The sequence below is a fragment of the Streptomyces sp. NPDC031274 genome, assembly GCF_055570235.1.
On record NZ_JBVIHP010000008.1, the window covers coordinates 1 to 16,564 of the forward strand.

At 69.0% G+C, this 16,564-nt stretch carries 13 protein-coding genes; 6 read left to right on the plus strand and 7 right to left on the minus strand.

The features are described from left to right. Positions 1-501: 501 nt before the first annotated feature. A complete protein-coding gene (locus tag ACZ5CR_RS14985; RefSeq protein WP_468857481.1) occupies positions 502-882 on the minus strand; it encodes a winged helix-turn-helix transcriptional regulator in 381 nt (126 codons plus the stop codon). A gap of 92 nt (positions 883-974) precedes the next feature. Here ACZ5CR_RS14985 and ACZ5CR_RS14990 point away from each other — a divergent pair, with 92 nt between their 5' ends. Further along, complete coding sequence (locus ACZ5CR_RS14990; protein ID WP_468857482.1) at positions 975-1,814, plus strand: SDR family oxidoreductase; 840 nt, start codon at positions 975-977, stop codon at positions 1,812-1,814. 140 nt (positions 1,815-1,954) lie between these two features. Here ACZ5CR_RS14990 and ACZ5CR_RS14995 read toward each other — a convergent pair whose 3' ends face one another. From ACZ5CR_RS14995 to ACZ5CR_RS15005, 3 genes are all read right to left on the minus strand, one after another. Further along, on the minus strand, positions 1,955-3,013 hold the full coding sequence (locus ACZ5CR_RS14995) for an NAD(P)H-dependent flavin oxidoreductase (RefSeq protein WP_468857483.1): 1,059 nt from the start codon (positions 3,011-3,013) through the stop codon (positions 1,955-1,957). Between the two features lie 169 nt (positions 3,014-3,182). Beyond that, positions 3,183-4,550, minus strand: coding sequence for a family 43 glycosylhydrolase (locus ACZ5CR_RS15000; protein WP_468857484.1), 1,368 nt, complete (start codon positions 4,548-4,550; stop codon positions 3,183-3,185). Between the two features lie 46 nt (positions 4,551-4,596). Further along, the gene (locus tag ACZ5CR_RS15005; protein WP_468857793.1) at positions 4,597-6,105 is read right to left on the minus strand and encodes a sulfatase-like hydrolase/transferase; all 1,509 of its coding nucleotides are present in this window, start codon (positions 6,103-6,105) and stop codon (positions 4,597-4,599) included. Positions 6,106-6,560: 455 nt separating this feature from the next. Between ACZ5CR_RS15005 and ACZ5CR_RS15010 the strand changes: the two genes are divergently transcribed. The 5 genes from ACZ5CR_RS15010 to ACZ5CR_RS15030 all read left to right on the plus strand — a co-directional run bounded on the left by ACZ5CR_RS15010 (position 6,561) and on the right by ACZ5CR_RS15030 (position 11,563). Then, the gene (locus ACZ5CR_RS15010; protein ID WP_468857485.1) at positions 6,561-7,823 is read left to right on the plus strand and encodes an ROK family transcriptional regulator; all 1,263 of its coding nucleotides are present in this window, start codon (positions 6,561-6,563) and stop codon (positions 7,821-7,823) included. 19 nt (positions 7,824-7,842) lie between these two features. Then, a complete protein-coding gene (locus ACZ5CR_RS15015; protein ID WP_468857486.1) occupies positions 7,843-8,655 on the plus strand; it encodes an ABC transporter permease in 813 nt (270 codons plus the stop codon). Beyond that, a complete protein-coding gene (locus ACZ5CR_RS15020) occupies positions 8,652-9,434 on the plus strand; it encodes an ABC transporter ATP-binding protein (RefSeq protein WP_468857487.1) in 783 nt (260 codons plus the stop codon). Before ACZ5CR_RS15015 ends, ACZ5CR_RS15020 begins: the two co-directional genes overlap by 4 nt. A gap of 126 nt (positions 9,435-9,560) precedes the next feature. Next, positions 9,561-10,544, plus strand: coding sequence for an aliphatic sulfonate ABC transporter substrate-binding protein (locus tag ACZ5CR_RS15025; RefSeq protein WP_468857488.1), 984 nt, complete (start codon positions 9,561-9,563; stop codon positions 10,542-10,544). A gap of 83 nt (positions 10,545-10,627) precedes the next feature. Next, positions 10,628-11,563: a formylglycine-generating enzyme family protein gene (locus ACZ5CR_RS15030; protein WP_468857490.1), complete on the plus strand. Its 936-nt coding sequence runs from the start codon at positions 10,628-10,630 to the stop codon at positions 11,561-11,563. Between the two features lie 104 nt (positions 11,564-11,667). Here ACZ5CR_RS15030 and xdhC read toward each other — a convergent pair whose 3' ends face one another. From xdhC to ACZ5CR_RS15045, 3 genes are read right to left on the minus strand one after another with little or no spacing between them, the layout of a single operon-like run. Next, on the minus strand, positions 11,668-12,477 hold the full coding sequence (xdhC, locus tag ACZ5CR_RS15035; RefSeq protein ID WP_468857794.1) for a xanthine dehydrogenase accessory protein XdhC: 810 nt from the start codon (positions 12,475-12,477) through the stop codon (positions 11,668-11,670). 1 nt (position 12,478) lies between these two features. Next, positions 12,479-14,923 carry a xanthine dehydrogenase molybdopterin binding subunit gene (gene xdhB / locus ACZ5CR_RS15040; RefSeq protein ID WP_468857491.1) on the minus strand — a complete coding sequence of 815 codons (2,445 nt, stop codon included), beginning with the start codon at positions 14,921-14,923 and terminating at the stop codon, positions 12,479-12,481. After that, positions 14,920-16,431 (minus strand): xanthine dehydrogenase small subunit, encoded by a 1,512-nt coding sequence (locus ACZ5CR_RS15045; RefSeq protein WP_468857493.1) that lies wholly within the window; start codon positions 16,429-16,431, stop codon positions 14,920-14,922. Before ACZ5CR_RS15045 ends, xdhB begins: the two co-directional genes overlap by 4 nt. Positions 16,432-16,564: the final 133 nt, after the last annotated feature.

A 16,564-nucleotide genomic window follows, 5' to 3' on the forward strand; every position in this document is an offset into this window, starting at 1 on the left:
TCTCTTTGTTCTCGTCCTCCCCCCCCCCCCCCCCCCCCCCCCCCCCCCCCCCCCCCCCCCCCCGGGCCAGTTCGCGGGCCCTGGACCTGTCCAGCTTGCCCGCCTTCGTCTGGAGCAACTCTTCTATGTCGTAGACGAGTTCGGGCCATTTGGTCTCGGCGAGGCCGACGCGCTCCAGATACCCCGCCACCTCCGCCAGGTCCGTTCCGGCGCAGCCCCTGGTGACGACGGGCAGGGCGATGCGTTCGCCGAGCACCTTCCCGGGACGGCGGCGACGCAGGCCCTGGCCATGCTCGGGTGGGCGGCACGTGGATCGGGTCGGAGCCGGTCACGGCCGCGCTGTGCACCCGCGCGAGCGGGGTCAGGCCGTGACGGCGTATCACCTGCCTGGATGCGGTCAGCAGGGCGGCGGCGCCGGGGCCCCCTGTCTGCGCGGCGAAGTGGGCGGCCCGCTGGGGCCGGGGCGGGGATGCGCCGTCGTGGCCGACGACCACTACCGCACTATCGCGGCTCTCCCGCACCGCGCGACGGCAGCCGCCGCGTGATCCGGTCGAACAAGTCCGTCAGCGGCTCGCCGATCTCCTGGCCGAACTCGGTCAGCCCGTACGTGACTTGGGGCGGCGTCGTCGGCTCGACCTCTCGCCAGACCAGGCCGTCCTGGACCAGCGCGCGCAGAGTCTGAGCGAGCATCTTCTCGCTGACGCCCTGGATGCTGTCACGCAGCTCGTAGAAGCGAAGGTCGTTGCTCCGCAAGGAGATGAGCACCCATACGCCCCACCTGCTGGTCACGTGGTCGACCACGCCGCGAGCGGGGCAGTCGGTGTGAAACACGTCATACCGACTGCCTGTGTCGGCCTGCGTAAGCTGCGCGCCTTCACTCATGTACGGAGCTTACCTCTGGGTATGTTCTTACGGAAAGTAAGCCCGGCTCCTAGCGTCAATTTCCGCAGTGCACAACGGACTAGGAGCTGAACATGATCGTGGTGACCGGGGCTACCGGCAATGTGGGCCGGCCTCTGACGCAGGCCCTGACCGACGCGGGCGAGCAGGTGACAGCCGTGTCGCGGCACACCGCGGCGGTGCCGGAAGGCGTCCGGCACGTGACGGCCGACCTGGCCGAACCGGCTGGCCTCACACCCGCGTTGGAAGGGGCGAAGGCACTGTTCCTCCTGCTCTCCGGCGACCTGCACGCCCCCGGAGCCAGACCGACCGACCTCATCGACCTGGCCGCGGCCAGCGGGGTCCGCCGGGTCGTCCTGCTGTCCTCGTTGGGCGTGGCGACCAGGCCGCTCGGCCCGACGCGGGTCGCGATGCGCGCGATGGAGGACGCGTTGCGGGAGTCCGGCCTTGACTGGGCCGTCCTGCGACCGGGCGGCTTCGCCTCCAACGCCATGGCCTGGGCCGAGTCCGTCCGTACCCAAGGGACGGTCGCCGCACCGTTCGGCGACGTAGGGGTGCCGGTCATCGACCCGGCCGACATCGCCGAGGTGGCGGCGGCCTGTCTGCTGGACGACCGGCACACCGGCGGGGTGTACGAGCTGACCGGGCCGGAGGTGATCACGCCGCGTCAGCAGGCGGCGGCGATCGCCACCGCGCTCGGTTCGCAGGTGCGGTTCCACGAACTCACCCGCGACGAGGCCAAGGCCGCGATGACCCAGCACGTGCCCGCGGAACTCGCCGACGACACCCTGGACATCATCGGCGCCCCGAACCCGGCCGAACTGCGGATCAGCCCGGACGTGGAACAAGTCCTCGGCCGCACCCCGCACCCCTTCGGCGCGTGGGTCGCCCGCAACATCTCCGTCTTCCGCTGAGCCACAACTCACCACAACTCAGCTGAAGCGCCCGGGAGTTCTCGTGCGACTGCGACTGCGGCTTCGGCTGCGGTCGCACGAGGCGCCCACCTCCGTAGCGCCGCTGTCGACGGCACGCCAGGGGCCGGACGTCTTTCGCCCTACGGCCGGTCTCCGGATCCGAACCGGGTCAGTACCCGCTCGGCCTGATCCATCATCTCCCGGACGATGGCCTCGGCAGGCTTGATGTCGTGGACGAGGCCGACGCCCTGCCCCATCAGCCACGGCATCTCCTCCCAGTCCCCCTCGGTCCCCGGCATCGGCGGCAGCACATTGAACTTGCGCAGCACGGTCTCCTCTCCCTGGAAGACCGTGCTGCCGATCTGGTCGAGCGAGTCACGGTCCTTCGGCACTTGGTCGAGGCGCTCGTTCCACTCGGACACCACACGGTTGCGCTGCACCCGCATCGGATTGAACTCAGGCCACTCAGGACCGAAGATCGCTGAACGGACCGCGTCCTCCCCCAGGGCGGAGATCAGCCGCCGGTGATGCTCGGGATGGACCTGTGCCTCGCGCGATGCGACAAGGCGTGTTCCCACCCATACGCCGTCGGCGCCCAGGCACAGGGCCGCGGCGGCCTGGCGTCCGTCGGTGATCCCGCCCGCGGCGAGTACCAGCGCGCGATCACCCACGGCGTCCACGACGGAGGGGACGCCGACCATGGTGGGCAGGCCGCCGTAGTTGTGACCGCCTGCCTCCCAGCCCTGGGCGACGACGACCTCCACGCCGTCGTCGACGGCGAGCCGGGCCGCGTCGGCGGAACCGACCTGCTCCCACACCGACACCCCGGCCTCACGCAGCTGCTTGAGCTCGTCGCCGGGCGGGTGCCCCCAGTGGTAGGAGACGATCGGCACCCGCTCGTCGGCGCAGACTCGGACATGCTCGGAGTTGTCGAAGTACGAGATCAAGTTGATGCCGAACGGCGCACTCCCCACGGCATCGCGGACCTCATGGATGATCTGCCGGAGCCTGGCCGCGGGCATGAGCGCGGCGCCCACCGCGCCGACACCTCCCGCTCGGGAGACGGCCACCGCCAGATCTGGGGTTCCGCCCGCGAAGGCCATTCCGGCACAGGCGAACGGGTACGGTACGGCGAACTTCTCGGTGAACCTGGTGGACAGCACGCTCATGACGGCTTCCTTCTGGAGCTCGTGAGACACGGGCTCTTCCCTCGCCCGTTCCGCAGGTTCCCACCGGATGACAGGACGAGGCCAGCGTCCGGCGCGGATAGGCGCGAAACGTACCGTCGGCAGACGCCTGACCTGGAATCTTCCCGTCAGGCGCCTGCCGCTCGGCTCGCCCCTCGCTAAGCTCGGCGCTGTCGGAGCTCTACCTCTGGCGCCGTACGTACAGGCGGTTGCCCTTCGGACCCGTCCATTCCAGGCGGACGACGCCCGCCACCGCGGCATCATCGCGGCGGGACGGGTCGGCCCAGTGGCCGAAGGCCGGGTTGCGGAAGAAGGTCGCCCACAGGTCGCCGTCGCGGTCCTTGAAGAAGTTGTTGTGCCCGGCACCCACGCCCGCGGTCCAGCGCTCGGAGTACGGGCCTTCGAAATGGTCCGCCACGGCGACGATCGCGTCGTACTGGTACTGCGTACGGCCGGCGCCCCCGACGTCGTAGGCATAGCGGGTGCTGCCGTCGGCGTTGACCGACGTACGGTCCCACGCGGCGTGCACCAGGTAGTACTTGCCGCCGTGCTTGAAGACGTAGGCGCCCTCCAGGTACGGCTCGGGCGTGTACGGGGTCTGCTTGAACGCCGGGAGGTTCGTCGTGGGGACGATGTCCTCCATGTCCTTGCGGAACTTGGCGTAGACGTGATTGTGCAGCACCAGCCACGCGTCGGAGCCCTCCGAGTACAGGCTGCCGTCGATGTGGTGGTACGCGCCGGGCTTGATGAACGACGGCCCGCCGATGAACGAGTCGCCGAAGGGCTTTTCGAGATTGCCCTCGACGAGGCGGTACGGGCCCGCGACCCCGCCCTCGCTCACCAGCATGAACGAACCGACCTTCTGGGAGTGGTCGCCCATGCACGCGACGAGGTACCACTTGCCGCGGAAGTAGTGCAGCTCGGGCGCCCATGCCTGGCCGCGCTTGCCGAACTCGTCGTCGTACCAGTACTCCTGCCAGGGGGCGACGACCGTCCGGCCGGGGCGGTTCTCCCCGACGAACTCGGGCGACCACACCTTGCCGCGCTCCGCGCCGGGCCGGATGCCTGTGGTGTCGGCCAGCCGCCACGGGCCGTGCAGGGACGGCGCCGTCCATACGAAGAGGCCGTCGTTCCAGGGTCCTGCCGCCGTGAGGCCGGGCACGCGGGTGGTTCCGGTGGCGACGTAGAGCGGACGGCCGTTGACGACGAAGCAGTTGACGTAGGTGTCGCGCATCCAGACGCGCCCCAGCTCCTTGTCGCGGGGACGGAGCTGGAGGGGCAGGACGAAGGAGTTGTCGTCGCGCGGCCACAGGTCCTCGCGGGCATCCGCGACGCCGTACGGCTTGGGGTCGGGCCAGTTCGACGGGTGATGCTGGTGATGCTTCGTCGCCGCGGCCTCCGCGGGCAGCGCCGCCTCCGCGGGCAGTGCGGCCTCTCCGGGCAGCGCCTGGGCAGTGGCCGAGGGCAGTGCGGCCACTCCCACGGTGCCGACGATACCGGCCAGCATGGACCGTCGGCCGAACTGCGTTCCGTTCTCGGATCTGGTCATCAGTAGCGAATCCTTTGTCGTCGAGGACACCGGTGCTGTCGGAAATTCAGTGGGGGCGTGCGGCGCTGCCCTCCGAGTGCGCTTCGAGACCGCCGGTTTCGAACGCGGAGAGGGTCGTGTCGTAGTCCGTCTCCACGTCGTACATCGGCGTCATCCAGTGGTAGAAGTTGTCGCCGCGCTCGCGGAGCAGGTCGTACAGCTGCCGGGTCAGTGCCGTGCGTATGCCCAGCATTTCGGGGTGGTCATGGCGGTTGTGCAGCTCGTCGGGGTCGGCATCGAGGTCGTACAGCTCGTTGCGGGATTCCGGGTTGATCACCAGCTTGTGGCTTCTGGTGCGCAACATCCGCTGCGGGTACGGGAAGTGGTGGCCGTGGAACTCGGCGAGGTGGTGCTCGTCCCACTGGGGGTGCTCGCCGCGTACGAGGGGCAGCAGGCTGCGGCTGTCCACGGCCGGCTCGGTCTTGCTGCCCGCCAGGTCGAGAATGGTGGCGGTGCAGTCGGTGAGGGAGACGAACTCCTCGCGGACCTGGCCCTGCGGGGCGCCCGGGACCTTCAATAGCCCGGGGATGCGGTAGATGTCCTCGTACATCGCAGGGCCCTTGTCGTGCAGCCGGTGGGCGCCGGTGAACTCGCCGTGGTCGGCGGTGAAGAAGACCGCCGTCCTGTCGTCCAGGCCCAACTCCCGCATGGCGTCGAGGATGCGGCCGATCTGCTCGTCGATGAGCGTGACGTAGCCCCAGTAGACGGCGATCAGCTTCCGCGACTCCTCAAGGGGCATGGTGTCGAAGGCCCACAGCTTGCTGTAGTTCTGCTGGACGGCTGGTTTCGCCGCGAAGGTCTCACTCACGGAGGCGGGTAGTTCGACGAGACCGGGGTCGTACATGTCGTAGTACGCGTCCGGGAGGATGTACGGCAGGTGCGGGCCGAAGAAGTGGGTGGCCAGGAAGAACGGCGCCCCATCGCCGTCGTCCTCCTGCTCGGCGAAGCGGCGGAGCATCTCGATGGTGCGCGTGGCCAGGTAGTACTCGAAGGTGGCTTCGACCGGCTGGTGGAGGCGGGCGGCGAGGAGGTTTCCGGGGCTCCCGTTGGGCGTGGTGCCCCGCACCGGATCGGTGATGCGGTATGGCGGCAGGGCGTTCTCCGCCAGGTAGGCGAGGTAGTCGGGGTGGTCCACGGGGTTGTGCCAGCCGACCAGGTCGGGGCCCTCGAAGCCGTAGTCGGCGGCGTTGCGCCGTACGCCGCCGTGCCACTTGCCGAGCAGGCCCAGGTTGTAGCCCTCGGAGCGCAGTTGCTCGGAGAAGGTGAACTGGCCGTCGGAGAGGTCCTCGAGATAGCCGACGTTGCGCTCGTAGTTGGCGAGCAGCTTGTGCCGGAACGGCGCCGCCCCGGTGAGCAGGCTGGCGCGCGCGGGTGTGCAGATCGCGGTGGGTGTGTAGAAGCTGTCGAACCGTGTGCCGTCGGCCGCGAGCCGGTCGAGGTTCGGGGTGTGCGTGTGCGGGTTGCCATACGCGCCCAGGGTGTCCACCCGGTGTTGGTCGGTCATCAGGAAGAGCATGTTGTGGCGCACGGAGGGCCTCTCGGGTCGGTCGGTCCGGCTCGCGCGGCGGCCGGGGCGGGCCGACGCATCGGACGTCTGAATGTCTGGCACGCCGTCATGACGCCTGGGCGGAAGCCGATTCGGGGTGGCCGACGCTGCCGCTTTCGGAGCGTGACGCGGTTTCCGGTGGGTGACGCGGCTTCCGGTGCGTGGCCGATGGTGCCGTGCGACGCATGCTCCGACCCGGCGATCATTTAAGTCAAGAGTACGGACGTAAAACGCGCAGAGGTACCCCTTCGAGGCGTACGGCCGCCGTTCCGCGCTGCCGAAGGGTTCGCGAGGCCAGGTTTCCGGGCAGGCCTGCCCGCACGTGTGAGCAGGTCAAGCCGGTATCGGTGAAGAGCCTCGTGAAGGGTGTGGCATTCACATGAACAATTTGTTTCGACTCATTGACGAAAATACTCGGCGCTCACATGCTGTCCTGCATGCACGAACACGACGGCCCGCTGACGCGGCTCCGACGCAGCCATGAGCAAGCCGTTCTGGAGCTGCTCCGCAAGCACGGTCCGCTGAGCCGCGCCGAGTTGGGCGACCGCAGCGGACTGTCCCGAACCACGCTCCACGACATCGTCGCCGGGCTTATGGGCAATGGCTCCGTGGTCGCGGGCACACCGCATGTCGAGGTGCGCAAGCGCGGCCGGCCGGTGGAGAAGCTCAGCCTCAACCCGGCCGCGGGCGAGGCGGTCGGCATCGACTTCGCACGCCGTGCCGTGCACGTCGCGGCGGTCAACTTCGCCCATGAGGTGATCGGTTCGGCGAGCGAGTCCCATGCCGCGGACCTGTCCTGGCCCGAGCGGATCGATATCGCGGGGCGTCTTCTCGCCACGTCGGCCACCGGATCGTCCGAGAGCTCGGAGGGCTCGGCGGGCTCGGCGGACGGCGGCGGGCGTGACTGGTCAGGCCCCGTCCACCTCGACGCGCTCAGCGCGATCGGCGTCGGCGTGGTCGGACCGATCACCGACCCCGGCAGCGAGAACGCCCGCGCTCAGGGCATCGACGGCCTGCCGGACCTGCTGCGCAAGCAGTTCGGTGTGCCGGTGCTCCTGGACAACAACACCCGGCTCGCGGCGCTCGCCGAAGCCGTATGGGGCGCGGCGGCGGACAGCAGCGACGTGCTCTATCTGCGGTTGTCGCACGGCGTCGGCGGCGGCCTCGTCGTGGGCGGCGCGCTGCACCGCGGCCGCAACGGCCTGTCCGGCGAGTTCGGACACATCACCGTGGACCCGGCGGGCAGACCGTGCGAATGCGGCGGGATCGGCTGTCTGGAGACCCGCGCCTCCCTCGACGCGGTCCTCAACCGCTACCGCGAAGCCGGTGGCAGGGCCGACGACCTCGCCGGACTCCTCGATGCGGCCGCCGCCTGCGAACCGTCAGCCCTGCACGTCCTTGAACACGTCGGCAGCGACGTCGGCGGGGTACTCGCCGCCGTCTGCCATGCCGTCGGACCGGGCGTCATCGTCGTCGGCGGCGAGCTGGCAGAGGCGGGCCCCGCCCTCCTCGAACCGGTCGAACGGGCCCTGCGGCAGCAGCTGATGCCGATGGCCCGCCAGCACGTGGACGTACGGCGCGCGACGCTCGGCGAGACCGGCAGCGCGCTTGGCGGCATCGCCCTCGTTCTCCATGAATCCCCCCTGCTCTCCCATTACCCGCAGCCCGTCTCCGAGGAGAACGCGTGAAGCCACCAGCGAGGAACCCATGGCTGTGATCACTCCTGTCGACAAGACGGCCGCCGAAGGGCGTAAGGAGCAACCGCGTCGCTCCCGGCACCGGCCCCTGCTCCTCAACGCCGCCGCGGTGGCGGCAGGCCTCGGCGTGTGGGGCGTCGTGGCCGCCCTGGGCCTGGTCGAGAACCTGCCCGCGCCGACGGCGGTGGCGCAGAAGGCCGGCACCATGATCTCCGACGGCACCCTGGCGTCCGATACGTTGGCCAGCCTGCGCCGGGTCTTCCTCGGCTACGCCATCGGCGTGGCCGTGGCCGTGCCGGTCGGCTTCCTCATGGGCTGGTATCCCACCGTGCGCGCCCTGGTCGAGCCGTACATCCAGTTCTTCCGCACCATTCCGCCGCTCGCGCTCATTCCGCTTGCGGTCGTGCTCTTGGGGATCGGCGAGGTGCCGAAGATCGCCGTGATCTTCCTGGCCTCGTTCATGGCCTGTGTCCTCTCCTCCTTCCAGGGTGTCATCGACGTCGACAAGACACTGATCAACGCGGCCCGGGTGCTCGGCGCCTCGGACCGCACGATCTTCGCCAAGGTGGTCGTCCCCGCCTCCACCCCGTTCATCCTCGTCGGCATGCGGATCGGCCTCGGCGCGTCCTGGGCCACCGTGGTCGCCGCCGAACTGATCGGCGCGCAGGAGGGGTTGGGCTACCGGATGCAGAAGGCGTCCACCTGGTTCGAAATGGACACGATCTTCGTGTCCCTGATCACGATCGGCGTGCTCGGGCTCATCATGGACCGGCTGCTGCTGCTGGCCGAGCGACGCCTCACCGGCTGGCAGGAGCGACGATGAACAGCAAGATCAGTTTCCGCGACGTGGTGAAGACCTTCCCGCTCAAGGGAGCGACCTTCACCGCTCTCGGCGGGGTGAGCCTGGACATCGCGGACCAGGAGTTCGTCACCGTCGTAGGGCCCTCCGGCTGCGGCAAGTCCACCCTGATGAGCATGGCCGCGGGGCTGCAGGAGCCCGACTCGGGCAGCGTCCTGGTCGACGGCACGCCGGTGTCGGGGCCAGGCCCCGACCGTGGAGTCATCTTCCAGCAGTACGCCCTCTTCCCCTGGCTGACCGTGCGGCAGAACGTGGAGTTCGGGCTCAAGCTCGCCTCCGTACCCGCCGTGGAGCGGCGTCGGCGCACCGATCAGGCCATCACCCTCGTGGGCCTGAGCGACTTCGCCGACGCCCTGCCCAAGACGCTCTCCGGCGGGATGAAACAGCGCTGCGCCATCGCCCGTGCGTACGCGGTCGATCCCCAAGTGCTGCTCATGGACGAGCCGTTCGGTGCGCTCGACGCCCTGACCCGGGTACAGCTGCAGGACCAACTGCTGGAGACCTGGAGCCAGGAGAAGCGCACCGTCCTCTTCATCACCCACGACGTGGACGAGGCCGTCTACCTCGCGAGCCGGGTCGTCGTCATGGCCGCCAAGCCCGGCCGCATCCACCGCGTCATCGACGTGGATCTGCCCTACCCCCGCACCGAGGAGATCCGGCTCTCGCCCGAGTTCCGGCGCATCCGCAACGAGGTGTGGACCTCCGTGTACCACCAGGAAGCCCCGCCCCGGGCCGCCGCCTGACGCGTCGTCACCCGAACCGTCCGGCCCCGGGCACTTCGCAGAACCAGCCCTTCGCAGAACCAGCACTTCACACATCCAGCACGTCGCAGAACCAACCCCGCGCACCACCCCGAGAGGACCTCCCGCATGCCCAGAAGGTCGATCAGGCACGCCGTCACGGCGCTGCCCGTCGCGTTCATGCTCTCGCTCTCCGTCAGCGCCTGCTCCAACAGTGCTTCCGAGGACAACAACACGGTCCGGTTCGGCTACATCGGTGACTACAACGGTGCCAGCCTCCTTGCGATCGCCGAGAAGCAGGGGATGTGGAAGAAGGCGGGCCTGACCGCACAGGTCAAGTCGTTCAACAACGGTCCCGTGCAGGTCCAGGCGCTCAGCGCCGGCAACCTCGACTACGGCTACATCGGCCCCGGCGCGATGTGGCTCCCCGCATCCGGCAAGGCCAAGGTCGTCTCCATCAACACCCTCACGTACGCCGACCGGGTCATCGGCCAGCCCGGCATGAAGTCCATGAAGGACCTCAAGGGCAAGCGGGTCGGTGTACCCGAGGGCACCTCAGGCGACATGGTCCTCAACATCGCCCTGGCGAAGGCCGGGATGACGACGAAGGACATCGAGAAGGTCAACATGGACCCGTCCACGATCGTCTCCGCCTTCTCGTCCGGAAAGATCGACGGTGCGGGCTTCTTCTACCCCGCCATCGAGACCATCAAGAAGAAGGTCCCGGGCCTCGAGGAGATAGCCAGCACCAAGGACACCGGGGATGCCTTCCCCACCGCGTTCGTCGCCGGTACCAAGGTGCCCGAGGGGAAGAACAGCAAGGTGATCAAGGTGTTGCAGCAAGCCAACGACTGGCGTGAGCAGCACCCCGAAGAGACCATCACCCTCACCGCCAAGATGCTCCAGGTCACCGAGGCCCAGGCCAAGTCCGACGCCTCTCACGTCCAGACCCTCTCCACCAAGGACCTGGCCGCGAAGACCAAGAGCGGTGAGGTGGACAAGTGGCTGAAGACGCTGGGCGACTTCTTCGTCCGCAACAAGCAGCTTGACGAGAACCCGGACCCCGGTGAGTACTACACGGGCGATCTCTACACGAACGCGTACAGCAAGTAGTCCTGGACCACAGGGCCGGAAGCAGCCCTGGGCCACAGGGCCGGAAGCAGTCCTGGACCCCAGGGCCGGAAATGAGCCTCCCCATGAAGAGCTGCTGCGCCCCCTCCGGCCCGAAGCCGCAGGCGCGCGATCTCCCCGACACGCCCGAAGGAGCCGTTCGTTCCAGCACCGCTGTGTGCCGCCCCGCGCACGCCGAGAACGCCGAGTACGCCGACCGCGTCCCCCTCCCCGGCGGAACCTTCCGCATGGGCAGCGAGGACGCGGACGCGAACGCCGGTGACGGCGAAGGGCCCGTACGCGACGTACAGGTCCCGCCCTTCGCCATAGACACCTACGCGGTCACCAACGCCCGCTTCGCGGCCTTCATCGAGCAGACCGGCTACGTCACCGAGGCGGAGGAGTTCGGCTGGAGCTACGTGTTCGCGAAGTTCCTGCCGGGCCCCCTGCGCAAGGCGTCAGCACGCCCGCCGGGAACCCCGTGGTGGTGCGGCGTCCAAGGCGCCGCCTGGCACAGACCGGAAGGGCCGGACAGCCGCCTCGACGGCCGCTGGGACCATCCCGTGATCCACGTGACGTGGCGAGACGCGACCGCCTTCGGCCGGTGGGCCGGAGGGCGACTGCCCACCGAGCAGGAGTGGGAGTACGCCGCGCGCGGAGGCCTCGACCAGGCCCGCTACCCCTGGGGCGACGAACTCACGCCGGGTGGGGAGCACCGCTGCAACATCTGGCAGGGCACCTTCCCGTTCCGCAACACCGAGGCCGACGGCTTCGCGGGCACCGCTCCCGTGCACGCCTTCGAGCCCAATGGATTCGGTCTCCACAACGTCGCGGGAAACGTCTGGGAGTGGTCCGCAGACCCCTGGCAGAACGGTGATCCCGACCGTCGCGCGATGCGAGGCGGTTCCTACCTCTGCCACGACTCGTACTGCAACCGATACCGCGTCGCCGCCCGCACCGCGAACACCGTCGACAGCTCCGCGGGCAACCTCGGCTTCCGCATGGCCTGGGACATCGACTGACACCGGGCGAGCGGCAGCCCGCCCGAAGGGCGTGCCGACAGGGCCCCGCATCGATCCGGGGCCCTGTCGATCCGTTGCCGATCGGTGTCCACCCTGTCGGAGGGTCAGTTCCCGCCGGCTTCGAACGTGCGCAGCAGATCGGCCGCGACACTCACCGCGATGGTCGCCGGTTCCTTGCCGGTGATGTCCGCGAGGCCGATCGGCGTCTTGATCCGATCGATGGTGGCCTCGTCGTGACCGCCCTCGGTGCTGAGGCGTTTACGGAACCGCACCCACTTGGCCGCCGACCCGATAAGGCCGATGGAGCCGAGGTGGGTGGTGCGCAGAGCGGCGTCGCACAGAGCGGCGTCCTCGGCGTGATCATGCGTCATGATCAGGACATGGGTGCCGCGCGGCAGCTCCGCGAGGACCCCCTCGGGCAACAGCAGCGTGTGATGCACGTGCACCTGCCCCACCGCGTCTGCCAGCACACCGAGCCGCTCCTCGGTGAGGATGTCGGAGCGCGTGTCGATCAGATGGAGATCGAGGTCCTGACGTGCCAGGATGCGCGCCAGCTCAAGACCGACGTGCCCGACACCGAAGATCGCCACCGCCCGAACCACCGCCAGCGGTTCGAGCAGCACCGAGACCGTGCCGCCGCAGCACTGCACGCCGTGCCGGTTGGTCACCTTTTCGTTCAGAGCGAAGTCCATCAGCTCCGGCTCCGGCTTGGCTGCGGCCATCATCTCCCGGGCCCGATCGATCGCGACGGCCTCGACATTGCCTCCACCGATCGAGCCCCACGTCTCGGACTCCCCCACCACGAGTTTCGCACCGGCGTCGCGCGGGGCGTGTCCCCGCACGGTCGCGACGGTCACCAGCACACCGGACTCCCGGCGTGCTCGCAACCGTGCGACCGCGGCGACCCACGTCATGTCAGGCACCGCTCAACGTTGCCGCATCGCTACGGATCTCACCGTTGGCGGGGCGTCCGCCGATGGAAGATCCGTCGTGGGCGAGCCCGGCGTACTCGGCGAATCCGGTCCCGGAGCCCTCATCCCGGCGAGCCGCCTGGATCGCCCAGTACACCGCCTCCGGCGTCGCGGGCGAGGCCAACTCGACGCTGACCCCGCTCGGCCCGAACGCGGCGGCGGCCTGCCGAAGGGCTTCCCGCACCGAGAACGCCAGCATCAACGGAGGCTCACCCACTGCCTTGGACCCGTATACCGCGCCTTCTTCCGTGGCATTCTCAAGGAGCGTTACGTTGAACTCCTCGGGCATCTCCGAAAAGCTCGGCAGCTTGTAGGTGCTCGCGGCCTGGGTGAGGAGACGGCCACGGTTCGGCCCGTCGCCGGTGTCCCAGCGCAGGTCCTCAAGTGTCAGCCACCCCGCACCCTGCACGAACCCGCCCTCGACCTGACCGATGTCGATCATCGGGGACAGGCTGTCGCCGACGTCATGCACGATGTCCACCCGTCGGATGCGGTACGCACCGGTGAAGCCGTCCACCTCCACCTCGGCCGCGGCGGCGCCGATGGCGAAGTACTTGAACGGCGTGCCGCTGAAGGACTTCGCGTCCCAGTGCAGACCCTCCGTCCGGTAGAAACCGGCCGCCGACAGCTGAACCCGTTGGAAGTACGCGGTGCGCACCAGGTCGTCCCAGGCCAGCTCCTTGTCGCCGCCGAGGCTGTGGGCGACGCCCTCGACGATGCGCACATCAGCGGCACTCGAACCCAACTGGGTGGCGGCCACCTGCAGCAGCCGCTCACGCAGCTGTTCGCAGGCGTTCTTCACCGCCGCGCCGTTGAGATCAGCACCGGAACTCGCCGCGGTGGCAGAGGTGTTGGGCACCTTGTCGGTACGCGTGGGGGCGAGGCGCACCTTGTGCAGCGGGATACCCAGCGTGGTCGCGGCCACTTGCAGCATCTTGGTGTGCAGGCCCTGGCCCATCTCGGTGCCGCCGTGGTTGATCAGGACCGAGCCGTCCTTGTAGATCAGCACCAGGGCGCCGCCCTGGTTGAAGGCGGTGAGGTTGAACGAGATGCCGAACTTCACGCCGGTGATCGCGAGTGCCCGCTTGGTGTGGGAGTGCGCGGAGTTGAAGGCGACGATCTCGCGCCGGCGATCGGCGAGTCCACCGGTCTCCTTGACCTGCTGCCAGACGGCGGAGATCCGTTCGGGCTGAGCGACCGACTGTCCGTACGGCGTCACCTGACCCTGCCCGTAGAAGTTGCGCTCCCGCAACTCCATCGGATCCAGGCCGAGCAACGGCGCGACGCGGCCCATGATGTCCTCGATCACGAGCATGCCCTGGGGGCCGCCGAAGCCGCGAAAGGCGGTGTTGGAGGCCTTGTTGGTCTTCGCGATGCGACCGGCGACGCGCGCGTTGGGAATCCAGTAGGTGTTGTCGATGTGGCACAGCGCGCGAGCCACCACCGGCTCGGACAGGTCAAGGCTCCAGCCACCATCCGCGGTCAAGGTGGCGTCCAGGGCCCGGATGCGACCGTCCGCGTCGAAGCCGATCTTCCACTGGGCGTGGAACCCGTGGCGCTTGCCGGACATGGTCAGATCCTGCGTCCGGTTGAGCCGCACCCGAACCGGCCGACCGGTCAGCTTGGCGCCGAGCGCGGCGATGGCCGCGAACCCGTGGGGCTGCATCTCCTTGCCGCCGAAACCGCCGCCCATCCGCAGACACTGCACGGTCACCTCGTGGCTGTGCAGGCCGAGAACGTGCGCGACGATCTCCTGGGTCTCCGAAGGATGCTGCGTGCTGCTCTGGACGAAGACCTGCTCGGCCTCATCGACAAGGGCCAGCGCAGCGTGTGTCTCCAGATAGAAGTGTTCCTGATCGGAGAACTGGAACTCGCCGGTGAACACATGCGCGGAGTCAGCGAAGCCTGCCTCCGCGTCGCCGGTCAGCATGACGGGCCGGGCGCCGTGGAAACTGTCGGCCGCGATCGCGTCCTGCAGCGTGACCACGGAGGGCAGTTCGTCGAGTTCCACCTCGACGGCCGCGGCACCGAGCCGGGCCGCCTCCAGGGTCTCGCCGAGCACCCAGGCGACCGCGTGGCCGTAGAACATGACGGTGTCGGGGAACAGCGGTTCGTCGTGCTTCATCCCGGCGTCGTTGACGCCGGGCACATCGGCGACGGTCAGCACGCGGACCACGCCCGGCACGGCGAGCGCGCGCTCGGTGCGCAGCGCGCTGATCCTGCCATGGGCCTTCATGGCCTGGACCGGGTAGGCGTGCAGCACGTCCTTGGTGCGATGGATCAGATCGTCGGTGTAGAGCGCGGCGCCGGTCACGTGCAGGGTGGCGCTCTCATGTGGCACGGAGACACCGACGACAGACTTTTCGGGGCGCTGGGACAATTCGCTCATGACGACACCGCCTCGGTGGTTTGTGCGTACAGCTTCAGCAGGCTCTGGCCGAGCATCGCGGAGCGGTAGTCCGCGCTGGCACGGTGGTCGTCCATGGGCGTGCCCTGGGCCCGTAGCACCTGGGCCGCGGCCTCGACGGTCGGCGCCGTCCACGGCTCACCCTCCAGGGCCGCCTCGACGGCGAGGGCGCGGACCGGGGTGGCGGCCACGCCGCCCAGGCCGATGCGCGCCTTGCGGACGATCCCGTCCTCGATGTCGAGTGCGAAAGCGACCGCGACACTGGAGATGTCGTCGAAGCGTCGCTTGGCGATCTTGTGGAAGGCGACGACCGGCGACAGTGGCAGCGGGATGCGCACGGCACGGATCAGCTCGCCGGGGCGGCGCACGCTCTGCCGGTAGCCGGTGAAGTAGTCGGACAGGGGGATCTCGCGCTCACCGTCGGCGTCGGCGAGCACCACCGACGCCTCGAGGGCGAGCAGCGCCGGCGGGCTGTCACCGATCGGGGAGCCGGTACCCAGGTTGCCGCCGAGGGTGGCGCTGTTACGGATTAGCCGGGATGCGAACTGCGGGAACAGTTCTGCCAACAGCGGGATGCGGCCGTCGAGGCGACGTTCGATCTCCGTGAGCGTCTGCGCCGCCCCGATCTCGATGTGGTCCGATTCGACGCGCAGCTCCCTCAGTTCGGGCAGGCGGTCGACGGCGACCACGCAATCCTCCCGCCGGGAGCGGATGTTCACCTCCACGCCCCAGTCGGTACTTCCGGCAACCACCACGGCGTCGGGCCTCTCACGCAGCAGCCGCAGCACTTCCGCCAGGGTGCCCGGGCGCAGGAACTCCCTGCCGTCCTGGGTGTATTCGGTGGCAACCGGTGCGGGCGCGGCTTGCTCACGACGCCGCGCGAGGAGGTCCTCGTCGGTGGGCGTACCGACGGCGAACGCGGCATCGCGGATCGGGCGATATCCGGTGCAGCGGCAGAGGTTTCCGCTCAGCGCGTGCAGATCGAACCCGTTCGGACCGTGCTCGGCGTCGGCCGTGTCGGCCGAGTCGGTGCGGTTGGCCGTGGCGGTGCCGTTGGCCGCGGCGGTGCTTTCGGCCGCGTGCGCGCAGCGGTCAGGTCGGTAGTACTCGGCTGCCATGCTGCAGATGAATCCCGGTGTGCAGTATCCGCACTGGGAGCCGCCGCGGACGGCCATCTCCTGCTGCACCGGGTGGAGCGTGGGCGGCGTGCCGACTTCACCGGCAGAGGCGAGACCCTCGGAGGTGATGATCTCCTGACCGTCGAGGGCCGCGGCAGGCACCAGGCAGGCGTTGACAGCGACCCAGTCGGTGGGCTTGTTCACTCCAGGACGGGCCACCAGGACCGAACAGGCGCCGCATTCGCCCTCGGCACAGCCTTCCTTGGTGCCGGTGAGGCCGCGCTCGCGCAGGAACTCCAGCGCTGTGGTGTGGGTCGCCGCCGGTGAAATCGGTGCTTCTTTTCCGTTGACCGTGATCCGCGCCGCTACCACGACAGACCCTCGTTTCGGTACGCGATCGGTCGCTTCGTCATGTTCGCCAATTTCAGGCAGCTTTCTGTGTTCAGAGGCGCCACAGAAGAGGAGTGGGCGCAAAAGGGCACGCGAGAGTTGCGTGCCAGAAGAT

Excerpts from the sequence above, each read along its gene's own strand:
- ACZ5CR_RS14985 (WP_468857481.1), bottom strand. The coding sequence starts at position 882 with ATGAGTGAAGGCGCGCAGCTTACGCAGGCCGACACAGGCAGTCGGTAT.
- ACZ5CR_RS14990 (WP_468857482.1), top strand. The coding sequence starts at position 975 with ATGATCGTGGTGACCGGGGCTACCGGCAATGTGGGCCGGCCTCTGACG.
- ACZ5CR_RS15000 (WP_468857484.1), bottom strand. The coding sequence starts at position 4,550 with ATGACCAGATCCGAGAACGGAACGCAGTTCGGCCGACGGTCCATGCTG.
- ACZ5CR_RS15005 (WP_468857793.1), bottom strand. The coding sequence starts at position 6,105 with ATGCTCTTCCTGATGACCGACCAACACCGGGTGGACACCCTGGGCGCG.
- ACZ5CR_RS15010 (WP_468857485.1), top strand. The coding sequence starts at position 6,561 with ATGCTGTCCTGCATGCACGAACACGACGGCCCGCTGACGCGGCTCCGA.
- ACZ5CR_RS15015 (WP_468857486.1), top strand. The coding sequence starts at position 7,843 with ATGGCTGTGATCACTCCTGTCGACAAGACGGCCGCCGAAGGGCGTAAG.
- ACZ5CR_RS15020 (WP_468857487.1), top strand. The coding sequence starts at position 8,652 with ATGAACAGCAAGATCAGTTTCCGCGACGTGGTGAAGACCTTCCCGCTC.
- ACZ5CR_RS15025 (WP_468857488.1), top strand. The coding sequence starts at position 9,561 with ATGCCCAGAAGGTCGATCAGGCACGCCGTCACGGCGCTGCCCGTCGCG.
- ACZ5CR_RS15030 (WP_468857490.1), top strand. The coding sequence starts at position 10,628 with ATGAAGAGCTGCTGCGCCCCCTCCGGCCCGAAGCCGCAGGCGCGCGAT.
- xdhC (WP_468857794.1), bottom strand. The coding sequence starts at position 12,477 with ATGACGTGGGTCGCCGCGGTCGCACGGTTGCGAGCACGCCGGGAGTCC.
- xdhB (WP_468857491.1), bottom strand. The coding sequence starts at position 14,923 with ATGAGCGAATTGTCCCAGCGCCCCGAAAAGTCTGTCGTCGGTGTCTCC.